This is a genomic window from Acinetobacter sp. YH12068_T, from assembly GCF_024606005.1.
GTDB classification, from domain to species: Bacteria; Pseudomonadota; Gammaproteobacteria; order Pseudomonadales; family Moraxellaceae; genus Acinetobacter; species Acinetobacter amyesii.
On sequence record NZ_CP094555.1, the window covers coordinates 1,755,080 to 1,779,089 of the forward strand.

The window sequence follows — 24,010 nt, forward strand, 5'->3', positions numbered from 1 at the left end:
GGAATACAACCATGTCCGCATTTTTAACAGACTATAACTTAATACCCTTTCATTTAAGTTTATTGGCCGTACTGTTATTGGGCATGGTTGAAACCATTGGCTACTATATCAATATTAGTCCTAGCCAAGTTTTAAAAAGAATCGCTCCTCAGCGCATACAAGAGTTGGCATTATTGAATGTCAAATTTTCCAAGACTCTGATTTTGTTCTTCTTACTGATGAATTTTAGCTTTGCAGGCTATGTACTTCAGTTTTGCATCCATGCCAAAGAAGGTCAATTCGTTCCAGCTTATTATTTAATTTTACCTGCGTTGATCATTGCCATATTCTTTACGGTATTTATGATTCATTGTTTGGATCAGGTTGTCCCACCCAAATATAAAAAACAAACGGTTAATTTACTCGGTCGTCTAGCCACCATTTCAAGTGGAAATGCCCGTCCCGGCTTTTCGGCTCAAGCGCGTGTACGTGATGAGTTTGGTCAACTACATTATGTGCAAGTTGAGCCAGAGTTTGGTGAGTTAGAGTTTCAGTCGAAAATCATTTTGATTCGTCAAAAAAAATCACACTATATTGGCAAAAAAATCAGTGTGTCGAACCGTTTATTTAATCCATCTTAGCGTCACATTGTTATCATTTTTCAAATCATAAAAAAGCCAGTGTTCACTGGCTTGTATTTAATCAAATACCTAAATCGATATTTTGATTAACGCTTAAGGAAACCTGAGACCAAATTCATCACTTGTTGAATATCAGCATTCGCTTCTTGCTGATTGGTTTGTCCAGCTTGTGGCGTCAATGAGTCAATAATTTGCGGCAATACGCTTGAAATTGCGCTATATACATCTTGTTTCTGAGTTTGTGTTTCTTGTGCAACTTGCTCCACTTCGGCATCATCAAATAAATTTTGTACTTGTTGATTAGTCACAGCAGCATTATCACCAGGGCCTGTAGATACCCAATCATCAACCTGACTGCTCAAGCCCTGTCCACGTAATTTATCCAAAGCACCTTGTAGGCCACCTTGTTTTTGAATCCAAGCCAGCACCAGAGGTAACACTGCTACTAAAATGGTTGATGCATTACCACCGCTACTACGTTGCTGCGGCTGCGCTGCACCACCCAGTTGGCCCAACACAGAGCCTAAAATTCCACCCAAACCACCCGCTTGGTTTTGAGCATTGGTTTGGGTATTTTGAGTGCCTGCATTTGCGCCCAATTGACCCAGCACCGAACCTAAAATACCACCCAAACCACCTTGTTGATTTTGATTGTTTGCACCACCAAGGGCCTGCTTTGCTAAAATCTCAACAATATTATTTAAATTTGTCATTTTATTTTTCCCAGTGAAACCTAGATAAACTTAATTACAGCATACGTGGGAAAACACAGATTTATCATAAATGTTTGTTAATTTTTGCAATTTCTCGCAGGCTAAGTATTTGTTACCAACGGAATTTATCCCAGTTTTCAGGATTTGCCCAAAATTTAGAGTTAAACCAATCTGGAATATGTTTATAAGTCAAAATATTAAACTGCCATAAAGCAAAATCACTTTCATGCGTGGTTTTATCAATGAGCTGAGTAAAACCTAAAGCACGTAATAATTGTTCATCGTGTAACTTACTCACCACCACGATGCGTTTGGCAAATAGGTCACGCAATTTTACCAACATCTGAGTTTTCTGCTGCTGATCCAAACTCAACATCATTTCAGTATCAAGAATCACAAATCCAAGGTCAAAACGCTGGGTAAAAGGCAGATTTAAAAACTCAGTTACGTTAAAATGTTGCCATTGAATTGGATGAAATTGATTGTATTGCTCAAGATCCTGACCAATACAGATTGCGGTTGAAATGGGCTGCTCTTTTGACAAATCGTCTAGCATAGAAGTGATGACATTTTGTTCAGCCATTGACCGCATCCTTAATAATGAAGTGAGTATTCGTATGGAACTACAAGGCATTTGCCATAAAATGCATGCAGGTCTTAAAGATCTTAGTGTAACTGATCAACATACACACAAGGCAAATGTTGAGTATAAATTTATTCTAGATCGCTCAGAAGTTGATCTTCCGTTTAGCCTTGGCCAAGAAATTGAAATCGAAGCCACGGGAAATATCTACTGCATTTCTTGCGGTGCAAAAACACCTAAATCTTATTCACAAGGTCATTGCTTCAAATGCATGAAGACTAAGGCTTCTTGTGATATGTGCATTATGAAGCCTGAAACCTGTCATTATCATCTCGGGACTTGCCGTGAAGATGATTTTGCCCATGAAGTTTGCTTTCAACCGCATATTGTCTATTTAGCCAATTCGAGTGCCTTAAAAGTTGGGATTACTCGACTTGGTCAAATGCCTACACGTTGGCTAGACCAAGGTGCGACGCAAGCTTTGCCTATTATGAAAGTTGGTTCACGTCGTTTATCTGGTCAGCTTGAAGTCATGTTTGGTACGCAAGTGGCCGATAAAACCGATTGGCGTAAATTGCTCAAAGGCGAAGCAGAACCGATCAACCTGATCGAAATTCGAGACCAATTGGTTGAAGAATTTGCACCTAAAATTCAGACTATTCGCGAAGAATTTAGCCAAAATTTAGAGTTTAATGAAACTGTCGAACTGTTAGAAGATGAGTTACCACGCCAATTTATCTACCCGGTAGAAGAATATCCTGAAAAAATCAAATCACATAATTTGGACAAAACACCGATTATTCGAGGAAAATTACAAGGGATTAAAGGTCAGTATCTGATTTTGGATACCGGTGTGATCAATATTCGTAAATACACGGGCTATGAAATTAAAGTACGTACTTAAATCGACTCAAAATATCTAATTAAGTTTAAAAAGCGAGATATTTCTCGCTTTTTTTCACCCAATTTGCTGATCTGATTCATTGAACAGTTGAAAGAAATTTTAAATATGGCAACGCCATTAACTGCTCCGCTTCTAAGATAGGCATATGACCAACATGGTCTAAAATCAGAGGCTTTTCGGCTTTTTTAAATAAGCTTCTCAGTTCTTCTGCTACTTCAACATTGATAATCTGATCTTGCTTCCCCCAGATAATGAACACAGGTGCATCAATGCCTCGTGCAGCCAAAGCAAAGGACTCTGGCGTATACAAGGTGGCCATTTTTTGCAGTTACTCCACCATTTTATTGGTTTGCTTAGACTGAACTATCATCAGCCTTTCTTGCCCAGTTTTTAATTCTTGTGGAATAAAAGGCGGGGATTGCATCACGATCTTCATCACGCGATCAAAATCACCAGTTTTTCTGACCACTAGCTCTGCAAGCTTTGCAGTATCTTTTAAATACGCTGTATTGCTTGACTTAAAGACACCTGCCGAATCCACCAACAATAAAGATTTCACTTCTAAGGGATACTGAGCGCTATAGAGCATGGCAATTGCACCACCCATCGAATGCCCTGCGATATGTAAATTTGGATCTAACTTTGTAGCATCAATAAAACGTCGTAATTTTTCAGTTAAATTTGGAATCGATAGATCAAATTGATCTGCGACAATAGTTTCTCCATGTGCTGGCAGATCTGGAATAATGACATGATAATTGGGCGTTAAATAACGGGCAACGCGGTTCCAGTTATCACGCGTGCCTGACAAACCATGCAGCAACAACAGCGTCGGTTTTCGTGGATCTCCTCCTTCACTGTATGTCCATTCGATTTCATTATTTTTGACTTTTTTACTGGTCAAGCCCGCCCAAGCTCTTTCCTGCTCTAGAACATTTTGAAAGTTTCGTTCTGCAGCTTGAATACTACTGGCAACGCAAATCGTTAGTAGCATCTGTATCATGTGTTTAAAAAATGATCCATCGCGATAACGGATTCTTTAAAGGTTTACATTGAGGCATATACAGAGATATCATCCGCTTAATCCTTTGTCGTGATGAGTTATTTCGTCTTCATATTATTTTTTTGAAAACACCAATCTACGATGCTAGAGTCGATATTTCATTTGCCAAATCTTTTAAATAAAAATTATATCTGTCAATTTAAGCCAAAAAAACCAGCTCGGAAGCTGGTATTTTAAAGCTGCCTTAATTATTTAATTTTGGCATGATCTTTTAGATAACGTGTGTAGTCATCAAATTCTTGCTGACCACGAAGCTGTTGATAAAGTTTTTTTAACTCATCTAACTGCTCACCCGTTAATGCCTCATCAGATTGTTTGTTCACTGCAGTCACAGCAACCACAACCAACTCATTTGGTAGATTTGTGGTCGTAACAGACCAATGACCTGCTTTCGGCGCTTTTACACTAAATGCAGCACGTTGAATTTCGCGTTTCAACAAACCATCAGCACGAGTGAAGGTACCCGCATTTTCAAAGTTTAAATTGCCTTTCGCGACTGAAGCAGCAGGTTTTGCAGCAAACTCTTTCAATGTCGCTTGAATCTGGGCTTTTGCAGCATCAGACGCTTTCTTTTCAATCAGCTGAGTTTTCACATGCGCTTTCGCCTCAGCTAAAGTTTGAACACCTGCAGCGTGATAGTTACGCACTTTTACCCAAACTACATCACCGTTTTTCAACTGAATGCTCGATGAAACATTACGTTCACCATTTTTAACATCATCGTTAAACAATTTAACTTTGACGTTTGCATCACTTAAAACTGGATGTTGCGATGCTAATGTTAAGCCATTCAATGATTGTACTTTTACGCCTTTCACTTCTTGACCCACGACATCAAGGGCATCACTGCTCACAACCATATCATTGAGGCTGTTTACAGTGTCAGAAAAAACATTGGCTTTTTTCGAAGCAGCGACTTCTGCTTGCAGACGTGCTTTTTCTTGTTCAAATGAAGCCACTTTTACAGCTGGCGCCACTTTTTCGATCAAGTGATAACCACTGTCTGTTTTCACTGGAGCAGTCACTTGACCAGCTTGAGCACCTTCAACTGCTGCATCAAATGCATCACCAAATACTCCTTTTTCATAAGCAACCAGTTCACCACCTTTCGCTTTAGATTCAGAATCTTCAGAGAATTGCGCAGCAGCTTGGTTAAAGCTTAAACCCGCTTTAATTTTAGCTTGAACACTTTCAGCCAGTTTTTTAGCTTCGGCATCTGAACGATTGTCCGCAATGATCATGATGTGCTTAACGATAGGTTTAACTGACTTCTGTGCATTCTCAACAAAGCTGTTATACGCTTCTTTCAGTTCAGCATCAGTTGCAGCTTCTACAGGTGCAGTAATATTGGCAGGTGTTAATACGACAAAATCTGCATCAACACTAGTTGCTTGCTTAAATTTGTTTTTATGCTGCTCATAGTAAGCGGCAATTTCTGCATCAGATACTTTTACATTTTTCTTGTAATTTTCAAGATTAATGCTCGCCAACTGAATACTACGTTGTTCCGTTTGTAAGTTCGCAATTTGCAAGATATCAAGCTTACTCACCAATGCATATTCCATAAATGTTGTAGACAACATTTTTAAAGCATGGTCTTTACGTAAATTATCAATGAATGTGCGGTTCGTCATACCAATCGATTCGAGGTATCGCGCAAACGCTTCATCAGAAAATTGACCATTGACTTGAAAGCTTGGCTGTTGATGAATCATTTGCACAATTTGTGCATCACTCAAGCTAATGCCTAATTTATCAGCTTGTTGCAATAGCAATTGGCGTGAAACCAAAGTATCCATCGCTTTATTGCTAATGAAATTTTGATTCAATAATGTTTCATCACCCTGAGCATATGCCAGATATTGTTCTTTTAATGAGTTCGTCAGTGCTTCGAGTTCTTTTTGAGAAATTTCAGTACCGTTTACAGTCTTTGCTGCATCTTTAGATCCACCACTAAAATATCCTTCAATACCTACAAGTGCTAAAGGGGTCAAAAACAAAACGAGCAAGACCTTGCCCAGCCAACCCTTAATGACTTTACGAAACGATTCCATAAGTATTCCAATATTTTATTTGCGGTGAATTTTAACCGAAAACCCGAGATGAATGAATGCGATATATCAATTAATCACATTTACCAATAAAAAACGCGCCAATTTATGGCGCGTCTCATGTGCTTAATAAGATTAAGCTACAGAATCTTTCAAGCCTTTACCCGCTTTGAAGCTAGGAACTTTGCTTGCTTTGATTTCTAAAGTCGCACCAGTTTGTGGGTTACGACCAGTACGTGCAGCGCGTTCTTTTACGCTGAAAGTACCGAAACCAACTAAAGTAACTGTATCACCAGCTTTTAATGCATTGGTAACTGCAGCAATTGTAGCATCTAAAGCTTTACCGGCATCGGCCTTAGATAATCCCCCATTTTCGGCAATTGCATCAATTAATTCTGATTTATTCATGAAAATTACGTCCTCTTAATATCGTTTATTTAAGGTTCAAGAATTTGTATAAAACGCCATAACGCCTTTATAGCAATGCTTTAGGGTTAAACGCAATACTCCTCAACCTCTTTTTATAGAATTTTTTGACGAAAAAAACCTTGAAAATTCGATAATATTAAAAAAGTTAGTGTTTTTTTAATATTTCGGCCCTCAGTTGGGCATTCTCTTCGGCCAATTGGTCAACTTTAGTATGTAATTGAAGTATAAGCCTTTCTAAGTGCTGTAAATCCTTTACAGTCACCAATCCTAAACGGTTTAATGAATGATTAACACCATTATCTAAAATTTTTTCTACCTTATCTTTCGTATCGGTTACAGATTCCTTGGCTTTTTCTGAAACTTTTTCGACAGTTTGATCTGCAATATCAATCGTTTTGGACTCAAGCTCCTCTCCAACTTTGACTAAAGAGTCAAAAAGCTTATTTCCCTCTCCCTCAGCACGTGAAAAAGCACCTAATCCAGCCAACCAAATCTGTTTGGTATATTTACGAAAATCCATTTTAGAGCGACGATCAGAATGACTACGTACCCGAGGTTTAGCCAGCTTTTCTGATGTTTCCTGTGCATCGTCAATTATGCTTTCTGTATTTTCCATAATCCGCACTTCTCCTGATTATTTTATGTGCACATCAACATGTGATTCTTCATTTTAACAACATAATAGCAAACATATAACTTGATAGATTGATTAAACTGTTCTACAAAGCTAGTGAATTACCAAATTTTTGGTATATTCTAAGTTCCTCTAGAGCAGGACGCTCAGTTTCCAGTGCTTTCAGATTTTAACAAGGACATTTTTTTATGAGCGATACGCAACAAACACAAGCTCAACCACATTTGTTGCTTACTATGACCCTGATTGTTTTAGAAACTATTTTTACCTTCATTTTAAAACATGACCGCGTTGTAGCATTACAAGCTAAAAAATTTGTTGATCAAAAAGTCGCACTAAAAATAAATAGCTACATCCCTTATTTTGACTTTTATGTTCAGTTTACTGAGCACGGCATTCTGTTCGACACTAAATCTCCAGATAAAGCCATCGACCTTGATGTCCGCACGACACTAATGGATTTGGTGAAAATTTTTGTATTTGGTAATCGTAAGAGCATCAAAACCATGCGTATCGATGGCGATGTAGTTTTAAAAGATGAATTTCGTGATTTGGTTTCTTTATTTAGCGTGCCGAAAATTTTATCTGACTGGAAACACTGGTTGTCTGAACCTGTCGAAGAAAACGATATCGTTGCATCTAAAAAACGTATTGCCCCACTTTTAGAAAAAATTGAACAGCAACGCTCTAAAATAAACACGCTACAAGTTGAAGTTAAACAATACAAAAACCGTATTAAGCGTATCGAACGTCGTCAAAAGCGGATTAATATCGCTTTTAGTCTAATATCTGTTCTTTTAATAACGTTATTAGTGTATAATGTGTGGTTCAAATAAATACATAATTTTTCAGACAAAATAAAACAAATAAACAATCTCAAAAAAACTTGACTATTTTAGTCAGGATTCATAAAATCTGCACATCTAGACTTAACATGTGTATCGAATCATGCGCTTAACAACTCGCGGTCGCTACGCAGTGACTGCTCTACTTGATCTAGCTTTGCAGCCAACTGAACAAACGATCACTCTTGCAGAAATTGCAGCTCGTCAAACCATTTCAGTGGCCTATCTTGAGCAGTTATTTGCAAAATTAAAGCGTCACGGCTTAGTTTCCAGCATCCGTGGAGCAAACGGTGGTTACCACCTTGCTCGTAGTGCTGAAGACATCACTGTTTTGGAAATTATTGAAGCTGTAAATGAAACAGTTGATGCAACCCGTTGTGACCACAAAGGCAACTGCCAAAATGGTGCAATGTGCTTGACTCACGATTTATGGCAGGAACTCTCCCACCACATTGCCGATTATCTTGCAAAAATCACCCTTGCTGACCTTGTAGCACGCGATAACGTTCAAACCGTATCAATTCGTCAAAATTCAGCAAACTTTGATTCAGCCCTTTTATCGGTTACAGGTATTTGACATGAAGCGTCCTATTTATCTTGACTATGCAGCAACTACACCTGTAGACCCTCAAGTCGCAGAACGTATGATGGAATGTCTAACGTTTGACGGTACTTTTGGTAATGCAGCTTCTCGTTCTCATGCTTACGGCTGGCAGGCAGAAGAAAAAGTAGAATATGCACGTGAACAAGTTGCTAATCTAGTAAAAGCTGATCCACGCGAAATCGTTTGGACATCTGGTGCAACTGAATCTGACAACCTTGCGCTTAAAGGTATTGCTCAGTTCTATGCATCTAAAGGCAAGCACATTATTACAAGTAAAATTGAACATAAAGCAATTCTTGATACTTGCCGCGAGCTTGAAGAAGAAGGCTTCGAAATTACTTATCTTGAGCCAGAAGCAAAAACTGGTTTAATTACACCTGAAATGGTTCAAGCTGCCCTTCGTCCAGATACAATTCTTGTATCTTTGATGATGGTGAACAATGAAATCGGTACAACTACAGATGTAGCTGCAATCGGTGAATTGACTCGTGCAAACAAAACTTATTTCCATGTAGATGCTGCGCAAGCTGCTGGTAAAGTAGAAATTGATCTTTCAACAATGAAAGTTGATTTGATGAGTTTCTCTGGCCACAAAATCTATGGTCCTAAAGGTATTGGTGCTCTTTATGTACGTCGTCAACCACGTGTACGTATTAAAGCGCAAATGCACGGTGGCGGTCATGAACGTGGCATGCGTTCAGGTACGTTAGCGACTCACCAAATCGTGGGTATGGGCGAAGCGTTCGAACTTGCCGGCAAAAACCTGCATGCTGAACAAACTCGTATTCGTGTACTTCGTGACAAACTTTGGAATGGCTTGCAAGATCTTGAACAAGTCTTCCTCAACGGTCACCCAGAATACAACGTTGCAAACTATCTAAACGTCAGCTTTAACTTTGTTGAAGGTGAATCGTTAATGATGGCACTTAAAGATTGCGCAGTATCTTCTGGTTCTGCATGTACATCAGCAACTTTAGAACCATCTTATGTACTTCGTGCATTGGGTCTTTCAGACGAATTGGCTCACAGCTCGATTCGTTTCAGCTTTGGTAAATACACCACTGAAGCCGATATTGACCACGTACTTGAAATTACCAAAGCAGCAGTTGAAAAACTACGTGATCTTTCACCGCTTTGGGACATGTACAAAGAAGGTATCGACCTTAATTCTGTAGAATGGGCTGAACACTAATTCATCCCGGTGAGATAGCTTTTATTTTAAGGCTATCTCATTGATTAACGTAATTTCACCCCCATATTAATTTTAAGGCTGACCCCGAGGTTTGGAGAAGCATCATGGCTTATAGCGAAAAAGTAATTGATCATTACGAAAACCCTCGTAATGTTGGTGTTTTAGACAAAAATGCAGAAAACGTTGGTACAGGTATGGTCGGTGCACCAGCTTGTGGCGATGTTATGCGTCTACAGATCCAAGTTGATGACAACGGCGTAATTGAAGAAGCTCGCTTCAAAACTTACGGTTGTGGTTCAGCAATTGCATCTAGCTCATTAGTAACAGAGTGGCTAAAAGGCAAAACTCTTGATGAAGCTCAAGCAATTAAGAACATTGATATTGCAACTGAACTTGCACTTCCACCAGTAAAAGTACACTGCTCTGTACTTGCTGAAGATGCAATCAAAGCTGCTGTAGAAGACTACCGTAGCAAGAAAGTAAAAGCTTAATTGTTTACGTGTTTTAAAAAAGATTACCGGAGTTTTCATGATTCATTTAACTGAAAATGCTGCAACTCATATCAGCAATTACATCAAGAATCGCGGTAAGGGTGAAGGTATTCGCGTTGGCGTGAAAACTTCTGGCTGTTCTGGTTTAGCTTATGTACTTGAGTTTGTCGATGATATTGACACGCATGACCAAGTATTCGATCAGTTTGGCGTAAAAGTATTCGTTGATCCAAAAAGCTTAGTTTATCTTGAAGGTATGGAGATGGACTATGTGAAAAATGGTTTAAACGAAGGTTTTGAATTTAATAACCCAAATAAAAAAGGCGAATGTGGCTGCGGCGAATCGTTTACGGTTTAAGCCATTTCCACGCTCCTTTTTCGCATTAAAACAGTGTAAAATTCACTGTTTTAATTGCATTTAAAGCAACACTTTTTGCACCTCTATTGCGGACACCATCTCCCATGAATCATTTTGAGTTGTTTAACTTACCTGTAGCACTCGATATTGATTTAGCAGTTTTAAAAGCTGAATTTTTAAAGTTGCAGCAACAATATCATCCAGATAAAGCCGAAGACAAAGATCTAGCCCTGATAAAATCTAGTGAGATTAATCAAGCATTTAAAGCTTTATCCAATGTTGATAGCCGCGCTGCATATCTTTTAAGTCTCAAAAAACAAGATTATCACCTTGATCAATCGATTAGTGATTTTGAGTTCCTACAAGATGCCTTAGAAATTCGTGAACAGTTAGATGAGGCAGGCTCTGCTGATGACCTCACTTCACTTAAAACTGAAGTTCAGCAATGGATTGACGGTTTGGTTCGTGAATTTAAAATTGATTATGACGACGAAGACTGGGCTGAAGCACGTGATACCGTACGTAAATTACGCTTCTTCCAAAAAGTAATGGCTGACATCGATAAAGCTGAAGATCGCTTCTTAGACGACGATAGCTTTGATTTAGACGATGATTTTTAATTTATTTTTTATATTTGACGTTCAAAGGATGTAACACACATGGCTCTCTTGCAAATTGCAGAACCTGGTCAATCAAGTGCGCCGCATGAACACCGCATCGCAATTGGTATCGATCTTGGGACTACACACTCTTTAGTAGCCACGGTACTTTCTGGTAAAGCGAAAGTGCTTAACGATGAACATGGTCGTGTGTTACTCCCTTCTATTGCACACTATGGCGAATCCACTACGCAATATGGTGACGACGCAAAGGCATTCTTAACGACTGATCCTAAAAACACCATCGTTTCTGTAAAACGCTTTATGGGTCGCTCTAAAGCAGATATTAAATTCCAACACCCGTACAACTTAGTCGGTGAAGGGAATGAAATGCCTGCTTTTGAAACTGCACAAGGTCGCAAAACACCCGTTGAAATTTCTGCTGAAATTTTAAAACAACTCAAAGACCGTGCAGAAAGCAGCTTAAATAATCCAATAAATGGTGCTGTCATTACTGTACCTGCCTATTTTGATGAAGCACAGCGTCAAGCAACGCGTGATGCAGCTCAGCTTGCAGGCTTAAATGTACTACGTCTATTAAATGAACCGACTGCTGCTGCAGTGGCTTATGGCTTAGACCAAGACACCAATCTTGCACATGATCAAAACTATGTGATCTATGATTTAGGTGGCGGTACTTTTGACGTTTCAATTTTACGTTTCTCTCAAGGTGTTTTTGAAGTTCTAGCAACGGGTGGCCACACGGCGCTTGGTGGTGATGATTTAGACCGTCTGATTGTAAAATGGGCAAAAAAACAACTAAATATTGAAACTTTAGATGATGCGGAATATGCACATTTCATCGTTTCTGCTCGTAAAGCAAAAGAAGCTTTAACCGAGGCTGAATCTGTAGAGCTTAAAGTTCTTGATCAATCATTGACTTTAGACCGCCCTACTTTTGAATCAATCATTAAAGTTGCTTTGGATAAAACCATCAGCGTTTGTAAACGTGTCATGCGTGATGCCAAGCTTGAGCTTAGCGATATTCAAAATGTGGTATTGGTCGGTGGTTCTACTCGCTCGTATGCTGTACAAAAAGCTGTTCAAGATGTCTTCAATCAAGAACCGCTCTGCACTATTAACCCTGATGAAGTTGTGGCCATTGGCGCGTCGATTACAGCGAACCAGCTTATTGGTAACTCTAAAGATGGTTCATTGCTTTTAGACGTCACGCCGCTTTCTTTAGGTTTAGAAACCATGGGCGGTTTGGTTGAGCGCCTTATTTCGCGTAATACAGCCATTCCAGTGGCGCGTCGCCAAGAATTCACAACCTATCAAGATGGTCAAACAGCGATGTTGATTCATGTTGTACAAGGTGAACGTGATCTAGTTGAACATTGCCGTAGTCTAGGTCGTTTTGTGCTTCGTGGTATTCCACCGATGACTGCGGGTCAAGCGCGTATTGAAGTGACTTTCCAGGTCGACGCTGATGGTTTACTAACTGTGTCAGCCAAAGAAACCACTTCTGGTGTGCATGCTCAAATTGACATCAAACCATCTTATGGTTTATCTGATGCCGATACTGAACGCTTACTGATTGATGGTTATAAGTTTGCTGAAGAAGATAAAAACTTACGTCATCTTCAAGAAACCAAGGTTGAAGCAAAACGTGAACTTGAAGCACTTGATCAAGCACTTAAAGTGGATGCTCAACTTCTCAGCCAAGAGCAACACAGTTCCCTCACTGCAGCACGCACTGTTTTAGATGCTGCACTTGAAACGACAGATATTAAAGCTATTGAACATGCTGTAGAACAGCTTAAAATACATAGCGATGCATTTGCTGCAGCTCGTATGAATCAGCACATTGATGCCGCACTGAAAGGCACAAAACTCGATGACTGGTCAAACTCAAATTAATTTATAGGTCAAGATTATGCCACGTATTAAAGTACTGCCTCACGCAACAATCTGCCCAAACGGCGCTGAGTTTGAAGTCGAATCAAATGCTAACCTTTGCGAAAGCATGTTAAAAAACGGCATCAAAATTGAGCATGCATGTGATATGTCTAAAGCGTGCACCACTTGCCATGTGGTTGTACGTAAAGGTTTTGATGGTCTAGATGAAATGGATGATGTCGAAGCAGATCTTCTCGATCGTGCTTGGGGATTAGAACCAGACTCTCGCCTGTCATGCCAAGTAAAAATTGAAGATGAAGATTTGGAAATTGAAATTCCTAAATATACCATCAACCATGCTTCAGAAAATCATTAATTTATAGATAATTTTCTATAATCAAAAAGCCAGTTCATCGTAACTGGCTTTTTGATGCATAAATTTATTCAACATTTCAAAAAAGATGACGTTTTGATAAAAGAATGAATTGAGTTCTTTTTAAAATTTTACGCAATACGATTAGATCTAATTTTAATAATGCAGGTGTTAAATCATTAAGAGTGAGATTCAGTTTTTTTGACTTCTTCGATCACTTCGTCTTCTAAATTCAGTTTAACAATACCAGCAGAGTTGGTCATTTTTTGCTGTGTTTGTAGGCGCTGAATCATGCGTTCTAAAACATGTATTAGTTCAGGATATTCAAAGTTTTGTACTTCATCTAAGTTCAACAATAGATTAAAGCCTTTATATTCGTAGTCGAACCAACGCTGATAATCTGTTTTCTGTGAGGTATATTTTTCCATCACTTGCCAAGTACGTACTGGGCCTTTGATACCTTTTAAGAAGATCGGTGCTTTGGGCGCACATAAATAGTCATTTTTCACTAAATGATGCGTGTCATCTGAAATCAAAATTTCGTCGACTTCAGCAGCACTTTGCAATCGTGCAGCCAAATTCGCATCACGACCCACGATGGTATATGCCATACGGTGAGCTGCACCATAGTTCCCAACGTGGCAATACCCTGTAGAAATACCCATACGAATGTGTAGCGGCGGATAACCCATTTTAATCCAGCGTTCACGCAGCAACTTCATTTGCTGACGCATGACCATTGCCATCTCTAAACAGGTTTTTGCATCCTGCTCTACGCCTTGGCTATGTGGATCACCAAAGAAGATTAGAATTGCATCCCCCATAAATTTATCGACAGTCGCTTCATACTGTTTGGCAATCTCAGTCATATGACTCAAATAGTCATTGAGTAGAAATGCTAAATCGTCTGGGATTAATGTTTCAGAAAGTTCTGTGAACCCTTGGATATCTGAAAAGAAAATCGTGAGTTTTTTACGTTTATATTCGATTTTAGCTTCAGACTCACCTTTCATAATCGATTGCCAAAGCTGCATTGGCGCATAACGACTCAATTGATTAGCGAATTCCATATAACGATTCATCTGATCATAATAGTGGTTCTTTTTATTGCTCAAAGACTGAACTTGGGTGTGTTGATAAAATGTCCCCACACTGAAATATGTAATAAGGCACAAAAAACCTAGAACAGTTAACTCACTGCTGGTTGACTCAAAATATTCTTGAAAACCAAATACATAAATATTACATAAATAAAATACAGTGACACCAACAATCCCAGCCAAGGACATCATTAAGAAATTAATTTTGTTATAAATGGTTGTATATAGCAGCGCAAAGACCGCAAGAAAGGTTAAAACAAGGCTTAAATGTACTGCAGACATCAGTACAGCAATTACTATGATATCGATCAGAAAAAGCACATTACGCTTAACTTGATTGCTATATCGATAAATTAACCAATGAGAAAACTTAGGAACGACTAAAATCAGAAAAAATAAAAATGCAGGAATATAGATTTGATATTGCGTATCTGGCTGAGTGTAATGATAGACAACAATCACCAAAGACAGCATGATATATCCCATCAAACGATGAAAATATTCAAACTGTTTAGGCTCTTTGCTGATTAAATTGTCTAACGGCACTCGATCGCCCCCATACGGACACTCATTCTTCTACTATCCTGATATTGTCCGTAAATCGGGATTAGTCCATACGCCAATCAAAAGGCATATCACCTTGACCACGTAGTGCAAGCATTAGTGTTTGGCGCATGTGTGCCAAGACATCATTGTTATAAGGAACTGCTGGCGTACCCCAAACTGGTTTCGGCCAAGCCACATCATTTTGATAACGAACAACATGATGAAAATGTAATTGTGGAACCATATTACCCAATGCAGCTACATTCATTTTGTCTGCACGGAATACACGTGACAATTGGCTTGATAACCAGCTTGATTCACGTAAAAACTGCTCTTGGTCTGCCTGACTTAATTCATAAAGCTCTGTAATTCCCGGAACACGTGGAATCAAAATAAGCCACGGGAATTGCATATCATTCATCAAACGACATGTTGACAGAGGAAAGTCGCCTACATAAAACGTATCTTGAGCAAGTTGTGGATGTAAACTAAACATATCTTTATAAATGATGCAAAATTAGAATGATGGCTAATACTATCACATCCTTATGGGTGTGAATATTCTGTACAGAATGTTTCATTACAAATAAACCGCATTTGAATAAAACGTTGCTTGCTTATGACTCTAATAAATTTTTCAAAAAAATCAAGCGTTTCTTCTATATAAAAAACACGCATAAAATCTACTCATTCTAAACAAGCAATTTATACGCCAAATCTAGTGATTTGGCGCTAATTCCTTCAGTAAATTGTCTAATAAGTCATTAATAAATTGAATGCGTTTGTCATATTCTTCGAGCATGACCATCACTTTTAGACGCTGTCCACCTTCCATTCGGAAGAAAGTCGGATGCTTTTGCATCATTTGGATGATGGATATGGCTTGAACAGGTGTATCTGGTGAGAACTCAATACTGCCGCCATGTGAGCTGATATCAATTTTAGTAATACCCAATTGTTCTGCTTTTAAACGCAACTGATGGACAGAGAATAACTGCTTAACTGCTTGTGGTGGTAAGCCAAAACGATCGATCAACTCCATACGAATGTTATCGAGTTTCTCTTGAGTATCCGTATTACTAATGCGTTTATAGAACAATAACCGTTGATGTACATCACCCAAATAATCATCTGGAATTAAGGCTGGCATATGCATGCTAATTTCAGCCGTTAATGACAATGGTGAGTCAAAATTAGGTGTTTTGCCTTTTTGAATGGCTTTGGTGGCTTTTTCAAGCATTTCCATATATAGACTATAACCGATGGTTTGCATTGAGCCACTTTGCTGTTCACCCAGCAACTCACCTGCACCACGAATTTCTAAGTCTTCTGTAGCCAACATGAAACCCGCGCCCAAAGTTGATGCACGCGAAATGGCATCTAGGCGTTTTTCAGCATCACCCTTTAAGCCTTTGAGCGAAGGTACAAGTAAATAGGCGTATGCTTGATGGTGCGATCGGCCGACACGACCACGTAATTGGTGCAACTGCGCCAGCCCCAGTTTATCTGCACGTTCAATCAAAATGGTATTGGCGTTTGGCACATCAATCCCAGTTTCAATAATGGTTGAACACACCAGCACGTTATATTCTTTATGATAGAACTGTTGCATGATTTGCTCTAGTTCACGCTCACGCATTTGACCATGAGCTACCGCAACACGTGCTTCAGGGACCAATTCCCGTAAGGTTTCTGCCGTACGTTCAATGGTCTCGACTTCGTTGTGTAAGAAATACACTTGTCCACCACGTAGCAATTCACGCAAGATGGCTTCTTTGATCGAATCTCCAGTATGCTCTTGTACAAAGGTTTTCACAGCAAGTCGACGTGCAGGCGGCGTTGCAATAATAGATAGATCACGCATGCCACTAAAAGCCATATTCAGCGTACGTGGAATAGGCGTTGCAGTTAGCGTTAGCATATCAACATCGGCACGTAAGGCTTTAATTCGCTCTTTATCACGTACACCAAAACGGTGCTCTTCATCCACGATCATGAGGCCGAGATTTTTAAATTGCACACTTTCCTGCAAGATTTTATGTGTGCCAATCACAATATCCACTTTGCCTTCTGCGAGGTCTTCAATGGTTTTGGTATGTGATTTTGATGAACCAAAGCGTGATAGGACTTCAATACGTACAGGCCAGTCCGCAAAACGGTCTTTGAAAGACTCGTAGTGCTGCTGTGCCAACAGCGTCGTTGGAACAAGTACAGCCACTTGTTTGTTATTTTGTACTGCCACAAATGCAGCACGCATGGCCACTTCTGTTTTACCAAAACCGACATCACCACAAACCAAGCGATCCATCGGCTTCGCTTGTTGCATGTCATACAGTGTCGCTTCAATAGCATTGGCTTGGTCTAAAGTTTCTTCATAGGCGAAGCCACTTGCAAACTGCATATAGAGGCTCTGATCCAGTTCAAAACCATAACCCGGTTTCGAATGACGACGTGCTTGAATATGCAAAAGTTCTGCCGCCACATCATGGATCTGCTCTAAAGCTTTGCGTTTGGCTTTAGACCATGCATCTGTGCCTAATTTATGTAATGGTGCTAGATCAGGGTCACCACCGCTATATCGGCTAATTAAATGCAGGTTTGTTACAGGGACATACACCTTAGCTGCATCGGCATAGTCTAACTGCAAAAACTCATGGTCTTGGTCATCGATACTCAAGGTAATTAAACCTGCATATCGCCCCACACCATAATCAATATGAACCACAGGTGCGCCAATACTTAGCTCGGTTAAACTACGAACAAGAAACTCTTCTGATACTTCCTGTTGGCGTTTACGACGACGTTGAACCACACGGTGTTCATACAGCTGATTTTCAGAAATTACACTGAGTTTGTCAGTTAGCAATAAACCACGATCTAAGGGCGCATTGGTGATCGCAATCGCGTGCATAGAATGCATAAAATCATCAAAACTTTCGACCGTCGGGATATCACCCAAACTTGGACGCAATGCATCTTTTAAGGTTTCACGTCTACCTGCGCTTTCAGCCACCAATAGCACTGGATAATTTGCCGCATCTATATATTGCTTAACCGCAGAAAATGGCTTTTCACGTTTTGGATCGACAGGTAAACGGGGTGGAATCTCAGCTGCAAGATTGATCACGCCAGTGCGTTCATCAAAAGCCTCAGGTGAAGCCACTATACGACGGCAAAGATTTAATTGTTCTAACACTTGATTTGGTTGTAGGAAAATCTGCTCTGGCGGCAAAATCGGTTGGTCGACATTATGACGACGGTCTTCATAACGACGCACAATGTCTGACCAAAACTGAATCAATGTGTCATCAATAGCTTTATCTGTAATGACAATGCCATTCTCTGGTAAGTACGAAAATAGCGTACTTTGCTCTCTCATGGCTTGTTCAGAGAAGAACAACGGAAAATAAAACTCAATACCCGGTGAAGCTATGCCATCTTGTACATCCTGATAAATTGGATTTTTCTTTGGATTTGCCGTCGGAAAATTTTCCGCATATCGATCACGAAACAGTGAGCGCGCTTCTTTTAATGGAAATTCTTTTGCAGGTAAAACCGTAAAATGATCTAAGTTTTGGGTGGTTCGCTGAGTTTCAGGATCAAAGAATTTGAGGGTATCGATTTCATCATCAAATAAGTCAATACGAATCGGTGAACTTTGCCCCGAAGCGTAAATATCCATGATGCTGCCGCGTACTGCAAATTCACCATGATCATAAACGGTATCCACCAAGTGATAGCCCGCTTGTACTAATCTTAATTTTTGTTGTTCTATATCAAATTTTTGACCTACTTTAATATCAAAGTGTTCACCTAATACCCAAGATGCAGGCGCAACTCGCTGCGCTAAAGTTGTTGCTGAAACCAACAACACACCTTGCTGTGGCATATTGGACAAAATCGCCAAGCGCTCAGAAACGATGTCTTGATGTGGCGACAGCCGGTCATAAGGTAAAATTTCCCAATCTGGGAAAATAGTCGGCTTAATTCCGTAAAATTCCAGCTCACTTTCTAACTGCCCGAGATGCTGATTATTACGTGCTACAATCACAAACAACTGTTTCGATTGTTTGCTAATTTCTTTAAATAATAATGCAGCAGATGAGCCTTGTAAGTTTCCGACCCACCGCTTTTCGCCAGCTTTGAGCTGTTTAAGATTGAGTTGTGAAATTTCTTGCTGGAACATGATGTAAATAGCTTTTAATGTTTTAATCACTTAGTGATCATATTAACACGATGCTTTTTACATTCCGAGATTTAAGCAACTATATACAGTGTTTTAACCAATATAGATTTGCGATTGAATTTTCTATTGATGAGTACCATTAACGCACCCATCAAACTCAAACACTGCAGTCCATTCACTTACTTACGATCACGGATGAATTGACGATAATAATCATTCAATAGTTTGACATAGAGTTTAAACTGCAACAGATTTTCTTCAGTATTGCCTAATCGTGCAACAAAGCGTTGACTTGCAATTTCCAAGTCTATTTTTTCATTGATAATCATTGCAGTGGCATAGAGCTGTTTTAAATCATCGAAATTTGTCATTTTTCTATTCGACAGATATTCCATACGTTCAGACAATGTATTTAAAACTACGCCTTCAATGATATAGCCCTGTGTTTCATCATATTGAATGTGGTGTTGTTCTAAGTAAAGTTGCTCAGGCGACTCTTTAGCGCCTTTGAATAAATCGACTAACTTATTAAACATCTGACTATCTACAACATGATAAAAAACCTATTGTACTTCGATTACATCCTTTTTTGGGCAAGTTAAAGTATTTCTGACTTTATCTATGCGCTAAATTTTTCATCCAAACCTTCATGACTATATATAGAACTATAATTACGATCTTAAGCAAATATAGTGTCCTATTCTCAACCAATACTTACTTTTAGAATTTAAGTATCTAATAGATACTTAATACATCACTGCCATCAGATTAGTCTTCAAGATTTACCACTGATCATTTTCAAATAAAAAACGAAGGATTAACCTTCGTCATTTACTCATCATTGGGCTATTTAAAAGTCTAAAAAGAACTTAACTCACTTGAGCCAGTGGCATACTAAATGGTGTCACTTCAGAAACTAAATTTTCAATAGAGAAAATTTCATCTAATTGACTTTCAGTTAACAGCTCTTGCTCTAAAACCACTTGGCGAATGGTTTTATTTTCGGCAATACATTGCTTACCGATTTCATCACATTTTGCATGACCTAAATATGGATCGAGTAAGGTCACGATTCCTACACTACGCATCACAGCATCTAAACATGCTTGCTCATTTGCCTGAATGCCTTGAATACATTTACTATCTAATGTTTTCACTGCATTCACCAAAAGCTCAATCGATTCGTTCATGGACAATGCAATCACCGGCTCCATGACATTTAATTGTAATTGCCCTGCTTCCGCAGCCAAAGTAATGGTTAAATCATTACCCATCACTCGAAATGCAATTTGGTTGACCACTTCAGGGATCACAGGATTAACCTTTGCAGGCATGATCGACGAACCAGCTTGTAACTCAGGTAATCGAATTTCTGCTAGACCTGTACGTGGCCCCGAACTTAAAAGACGTAAGTCATTACAAATTTTAGAAAGTTTGACAGCTAAACGTTTTAAGCAGCTGGATAATAAAATGAACACGCCACAATCGCTGGTTGCTTCGACATAGTCTTCTGCACCTTGCAATTTTAAACCAGTCAAATGAGCCAGATTTTCTACAGCCTTGGCCGCATAACCTGCAGGAGAATTCACGCCAGTGCCAATTGCCGTCGCACCTAAATTAATTTCCAATAGAAGCTGTCGATTTTGCTCAATCAACTTCAAATCTTCTTTTAATAATGTTGCAAATGCTCGGAACTCTTGCCCCAAAGTCATCGGAACAGCATCTTGTAACTGTGTACGCCCCATTTTGATGACATGTTTAAACTCATCGGCTTTAATATGTAAGCTTCCAATTAGCTGATTTAAAACCACAAATAAAGCATCAAAAGCGCTAAATGTTGCTAGACGCAGCGCTGTTGGATAGACATCATTGGTGGATTGTGACTTATTAACATGATCGTTTGGATGAATCCGTTGATAACTGCCTTTAGCATCTCCGAGCAACTCAAGGGCAATATTGGCAATGACTTCATTGGCATTCATGTTAATAGAAGTGCCTGCTCCACCTTGATAAATATCAATTGGAAATGAATCTGCCCATTGTTCAGGATGATCAATCAATGCATCACACGCCTGCTGAATCGCTTGGCGAATATCATCTTGTATTAAGTTAAATTGGTAATTGGTTTCTGCTGACGCTTTTTTTACCTGAGCAATAGCGCGCAAAAAGTTTAAATTTTGTCCGACATGCTGCTTTGATATTTGAAAGTTTTCGATGGCACGCAATGTATGTATGCCGTAATAACATGATTGCGGGACTGATTTATGCCCCAATAAATCATGCTCTATTCTCGTTTTTTCCATTTGAACCGTTGTCACTGCGCATTCCCTCTAATTACGCACCAAGACTGTGCATACCTCATATTCGACCTGTTCAAATCATCTCACTACAGATGATGTGATGCACATTTGCAACCAAATATTTCAAATGCACATTTCTTGTTCAATATGTAACATTGTGTAATTTTTACCTATTTTCATTAGTTCTCTTTTTGTGATGAGAAGTCTTAGGTAGAGTTGCTTACCAAAATTTAAATTCCCGTCTGGACAACATTTCAGCAGTACAATAAAAAATTCGATTTGTAATAAGAAAAAATGGTATTTACACAAAATATACATAAAATATGCTTAAAGGTTACAGAGTGTAATTTTTAAATCGTGCTTGAATCTGCGACTTACGACAGAAGTACAAATTTTCATCTAGGACAGAGATGATTTGCTTTCATTAAGGATGAACCGCCTATGAGCCATTTAAACCCGACATTAGTCACCTTTATTTTTTATATTCTTGCAATGCTTGCCATTGGTTTGTATGCCTACAGAGCTACGCATAACTTTGACGAATACATTTTAGGTGGACGAAGTTTAGGAAGTGTTGTGACTGCACTTTCAGCAGGTGCATCCGACATGAGTGGTTGGCTACTCATGGGTCTCCCTGGTGCAATTTATCTATCTGGTCTTTCCGAAGCTTGGATTGCAATCGGCTTAATTATCGGTGCTTGGTTGAACTGGCTGATCGTTGCTGGTCGCTTGCGTGTTCATACCGAATATCAAAATAATGCGCTGACCCTGCCCGATTATTTCACAAGCCGTTTTGCAGACCGTAAAAAGATTTTACGTATCATTTCAGCTGTAGTGATTTTAGTTTTCTTTGCGATTTACTGTGCTTCTGGCATGGTGGCTGGCGCACGACTTTTCGAAAGTTTATTCGGTTGGAACTACACAACCGCACTGTGGATTGGTGCCATTGCAACCATCAGCTATGACTGTATAGGTGGATTCTTAGCGATCAGTTGGACCGATACTTTCCAAGCCGGTCTAATGATCTTTGCACTGCTGATCACACCGATCATCGCCTACCTTGCTTTAGGTGATAACAGTCAAAATCTTGCTGCTATTTTGGAAACAGCTCGCCCGCAAGCTTCCAATTTATTTGAAGGCTTAAGTACAGTTGCGATTTTATCCAGCATGGCGTGGGGCTTAGGCTATTTTGGTCAGCCGCATATTTTGGTTCGCTTTATGGCAGCCGATTCTGTTAAATCCATTCCGAATGCACGACGCATTGGTATGACATGGATGATCCTGTGTCTAGGCGGTGCTGTAGCAGTGGGTTATATCGGTATTGCTTACTTCCAAGTCCACCCAGAACTAGCAAGCGTCGTTAATGCTAACCCTGAAACGGTATTTATGGAATTGACTAAAATTCTATTCAATCCGTGGATTGCAGGGATTATTTTAGCCGCAATTTTAGCTGCGGTGATGAGCACACTTAGCTGTCAGTTATTGGTGTGTTCAACAACCTTGACGGAAGATTTGTACAAAGGATTTATTCGTAAAAACGCATCGCAAAAAGAATTGGTTTGGATTGGACGTGCGATGGTTTTGGCAATTGCCGTATTTGCAATCACCTTTGCAATGAACCCTGCAAGTAAAGTTTTAGGCTTAGTGGCTTATGCATGGGCAGGTTTCGGTGCTGCATTTGGCCCACTGATTATTCTTTCATTGCTGTGGAAACGTATGACGCTTAACGGAGCAATCATTGGCATGATCGTGGGTGCTGTGACTGTCATCGTGTGGAAAAACTACTTAGGCCACCTTGGTTTATACGAAATCATTCCAGGCTTTATTTTCTCTGCGATCAGTATCGTTGTGGTGAGCTTATTGGGCAAAGCACCAGAGGCGGATGTGGTTGAACGCTTTGAAAAAGCCGAAGCGCAATATCAAAAAGAAATGTCTGAAATCTAAAATTTTTGACACTAAAAAGGGGCTAAATGCCCCTTTTTAGTACTCAATTATTGATGATTAGCTACTTCGGCCGAGCCGCAGGTTTCAGTTTAATTTGCATACTTTCTTTAATTACTTCCATTACAGGATAACTACGCGTTTCCTTGATACCAGGTAATTGCCAAAGCACCTGCCCTGAAATTTTTCTAAATTCTTCCATATTTGCACAGCGTATTTTCACTACAAAATCAAAACCGCCGCTGATCATATGACATTCTACAATTTCTGGAATTTGACGCACTGCATCCGAAAAATCTTCCAATACATTGGGCGTAGTTTTATCTAGTAAAATCTCCACAAAAACCACAAATTCATTATTTAGTAAGACCGGATTTAAACGTGCTTCATAGCCTAAAATAAAGCCTTCTTTCGATAATTTTTGCACACGTGCCAACGCCGCAGTGGGTGATAAATTCACCATTTCTGCAAGCTTAATATTGGACAATTTTCCATCTTCTTGCAGCAGCTCTAAAATTCGAATATCTATACGGTCTAAGCTCAAATATGGGCTACTCATCTGAATTTTTCTCTAAATAT

At 39.4% G+C, this 24,010-nt stretch carries 22 protein-coding genes and 1 pseudogene; 11 read left to right on the forward strand and 12 right to left on the reverse strand.

All coding sequences use genetic code 11. The features are described from left to right. Nucleotides 1-11: 11 nt before the first annotated feature. A complete protein-coding gene (locus MST18_RS08480) occupies nt 12-620 on the forward strand; it encodes an OB-fold-containig protein (RefSeq protein WP_168378601.1) in 609 nt (202 codons plus the stop codon). Between the two features lie 86 nt (nt 621-706). Here MST18_RS08480 and MST18_RS08485 read toward each other — a convergent pair whose 3' ends face one another. Further along, nucleotides 707-1,333: a YidB family protein gene (locus MST18_RS08485; protein ID WP_180094533.1), complete on the reverse strand. Its 627-nt coding sequence runs from the start codon at nt 1,331-1,333 to the stop codon at nt 707-709. A gap of 112 nt (nt 1,334-1,445) precedes the next feature. Next, the gene (locus tag MST18_RS08490) at nt 1,446-1,916 is read right to left on the reverse strand and encodes a DUF6231 family protein (protein WP_168378602.1); all 471 of its coding nucleotides are present in this window, start codon (nt 1,914-1,916) and stop codon (nt 1,446-1,448) included. 34 nt (nt 1,917-1,950) lie between these two features. Between MST18_RS08490 and MST18_RS08495 the strand changes: the two genes are divergently transcribed. Continuing rightward, nucleotides 1,951-2,820 carry a DUF2797 domain-containing protein gene (locus MST18_RS08495; RefSeq protein ID WP_180023994.1) on the forward strand — a complete coding sequence of 290 codons (870 nt, stop codon included), beginning with the start codon at nt 1,951-1,953 and terminating at the stop codon, nt 2,818-2,820. A 76-nt stretch (nt 2,821-2,896) separates the two neighbouring features. Here the strand turns inward: MST18_RS08495 and MST18_RS08500 are convergent. From MST18_RS08500 to MST18_RS08515, 4 genes and pseudogenes are all read right to left on the reverse strand, one after another. After that, nucleotides 2,897-3,814, reverse strand: a pseudogene (locus tag MST18_RS08500) (alpha/beta fold hydrolase). Between the two features lie 257 nt (nt 3,815-4,071). Further along, a complete protein-coding gene (locus MST18_RS08505; RefSeq protein WP_180133726.1) occupies nt 4,072-5,937 on the reverse strand; it encodes a SurA N-terminal domain-containing protein in 1,866 nt (621 codons plus the stop codon). Nucleotides 5,938-6,069: 132 nt separating this feature from the next. Further along, nucleotides 6,070-6,342 (reverse strand): HU family DNA-binding protein, encoded by a 273-nt coding sequence (locus MST18_RS08510; RefSeq protein ID WP_078188662.1) that lies wholly within the window; start codon nt 6,340-6,342, stop codon nt 6,070-6,072. A 166-nt stretch (nt 6,343-6,508) separates the two neighbouring features. Next, on the reverse strand, nt 6,509-6,979 hold the full coding sequence (locus MST18_RS08515; RefSeq protein ID WP_111883718.1) for a phasin family protein: 471 nt from the start codon (nt 6,977-6,979) through the stop codon (nt 6,509-6,511). A gap of 206 nt (nt 6,980-7,185) precedes the next feature. Here MST18_RS08515 and MST18_RS08520 point away from each other — a divergent pair, with 206 nt between their 5' ends. The 8 genes from MST18_RS08520 (at nt 7,186) to fdx (ending at nt 13,361) form a co-directional block, all read left to right on the forward strand. Further along, complete coding sequence (locus MST18_RS08520) at nt 7,186-7,833, forward strand: hypothetical protein (protein ID WP_078188664.1); 648 nt, start codon at nt 7,186-7,188, stop codon at nt 7,831-7,833. A gap of 112 nt (nt 7,834-7,945) precedes the next feature. Continuing rightward, on the forward strand, nt 7,946-8,419 hold the full coding sequence (locus tag MST18_RS08525) for an Rrf2 family transcriptional regulator (RefSeq protein WP_078188665.1): 474 nt from the start codon (nt 7,946-7,948) through the stop codon (nt 8,417-8,419). A gap of 1 nt (nt 8,420) precedes the next feature. Continuing rightward, on the forward strand, nt 8,421-9,638 hold the full coding sequence (locus tag MST18_RS08530; protein ID WP_078193480.1) for an IscS subfamily cysteine desulfurase: 1,218 nt from the start codon (nt 8,421-8,423) through the stop codon (nt 9,636-9,638). A gap of 104 nt (nt 9,639-9,742) precedes the next feature. After that, nucleotides 9,743-10,129, forward strand: coding sequence for a Fe-S cluster assembly scaffold IscU (iscU, locus tag MST18_RS08535; protein WP_078188667.1), 387 nt, complete (start codon nt 9,743-9,745; stop codon nt 10,127-10,129). 37 nt (nt 10,130-10,166) lie between these two features. Next, nucleotides 10,167-10,487: an iron-sulfur cluster assembly protein IscA gene (gene iscA / locus MST18_RS08540; protein WP_078188668.1), complete on the forward strand. Its 321-nt coding sequence runs from the start codon at nt 10,167-10,169 to the stop codon at nt 10,485-10,487. 104 nt (nt 10,488-10,591) lie between these two features. Next, entirely contained in the window at nt 10,592-11,107 is a 516-nt protein-coding gene (gene hscB, locus MST18_RS08545; RefSeq protein ID WP_180034816.1) for a Fe-S protein assembly co-chaperone HscB, read from the forward strand. A gap of 39 nt (nt 11,108-11,146) precedes the next feature. Beyond that, nucleotides 11,147-13,006, forward strand: coding sequence for a Fe-S protein assembly chaperone HscA (hscA, locus tag MST18_RS08550; protein WP_180133727.1), 1,860 nt, complete (start codon nt 11,147-11,149; stop codon nt 13,004-13,006). A gap of 16 nt (nt 13,007-13,022) precedes the next feature. Further along, nucleotides 13,023-13,361, forward strand: a complete 339-nt coding sequence (fdx, locus tag MST18_RS08555) for an ISC system 2Fe-2S type ferredoxin (protein ID WP_078193483.1) — start codon at nt 13,023-13,025, stop codon at nt 13,359-13,361. Between the two features lie 176 nt (nt 13,362-13,537). Here the strand turns inward: fdx and MST18_RS08560 are convergent, their stop codons facing one another. The 5 genes from MST18_RS08560 to aspA all read right to left on the reverse strand — a co-directional run bounded on the left by MST18_RS08560 (nt 13,538) and on the right by aspA (nt 21,508). After that, complete coding sequence (locus MST18_RS08560) at nt 13,538-15,004, reverse strand: adenylate/guanylate cyclase domain-containing protein (protein ID WP_078193484.1); 1,467 nt, start codon at nt 15,002-15,004, stop codon at nt 13,538-13,540. Nucleotides 15,005-15,065: 61 nt separating this feature from the next. Then, nucleotides 15,066-15,500, reverse strand: a complete 435-nt coding sequence (locus MST18_RS08565; protein ID WP_067762788.1) for an HIT domain-containing protein — start codon at nt 15,498-15,500, stop codon at nt 15,066-15,068. 222 nt (nt 15,501-15,722) lie between these two features. Then, nucleotides 15,723-19,190 (reverse strand): transcription-repair coupling factor, encoded by a 3,468-nt coding sequence (mfd, locus tag MST18_RS08570; protein ID WP_180133742.1) that lies wholly within the window; start codon nt 19,188-19,190, stop codon nt 15,723-15,725. A gap of 179 nt (nt 19,191-19,369) precedes the next feature. Beyond that, nucleotides 19,370-19,726 carry a hypothetical protein gene (locus MST18_RS08575; protein WP_078193486.1) on the reverse strand — a complete coding sequence of 119 codons (357 nt, stop codon included), beginning with the start codon at nt 19,724-19,726 and terminating at the stop codon, nt 19,370-19,372. Between the two features lie 333 nt (nt 19,727-20,059). Beyond that, a complete protein-coding gene (gene aspA / locus MST18_RS08580) occupies nt 20,060-21,508 on the reverse strand; it encodes an aspartate ammonia-lyase (protein ID WP_257249993.1) in 1,449 nt (482 codons plus the stop codon). Nucleotides 21,509-21,931: 423 nt separating this feature from the next. Between aspA and putP the strand changes: the two genes are divergently transcribed. Beyond that, nucleotides 21,932-23,434, forward strand: a complete 1,503-nt coding sequence (putP, locus tag MST18_RS08585; RefSeq protein ID WP_180133728.1) for a sodium/proline symporter PutP — start codon at nt 21,932-21,934, stop codon at nt 23,432-23,434. Nucleotides 23,435-23,495: 61 nt separating this feature from the next. On the opposite strand, the gene MST18_RS08590 is transcribed toward putP, so the two are convergent. Beyond that, nucleotides 23,496-23,990, reverse strand: coding sequence for an Lrp/AsnC ligand binding domain-containing protein (locus MST18_RS08590; protein ID WP_180133729.1), 495 nt, complete (start codon nt 23,988-23,990; stop codon nt 23,496-23,498). Nucleotides 23,991-24,010 lie beyond the last annotated feature (20 nt).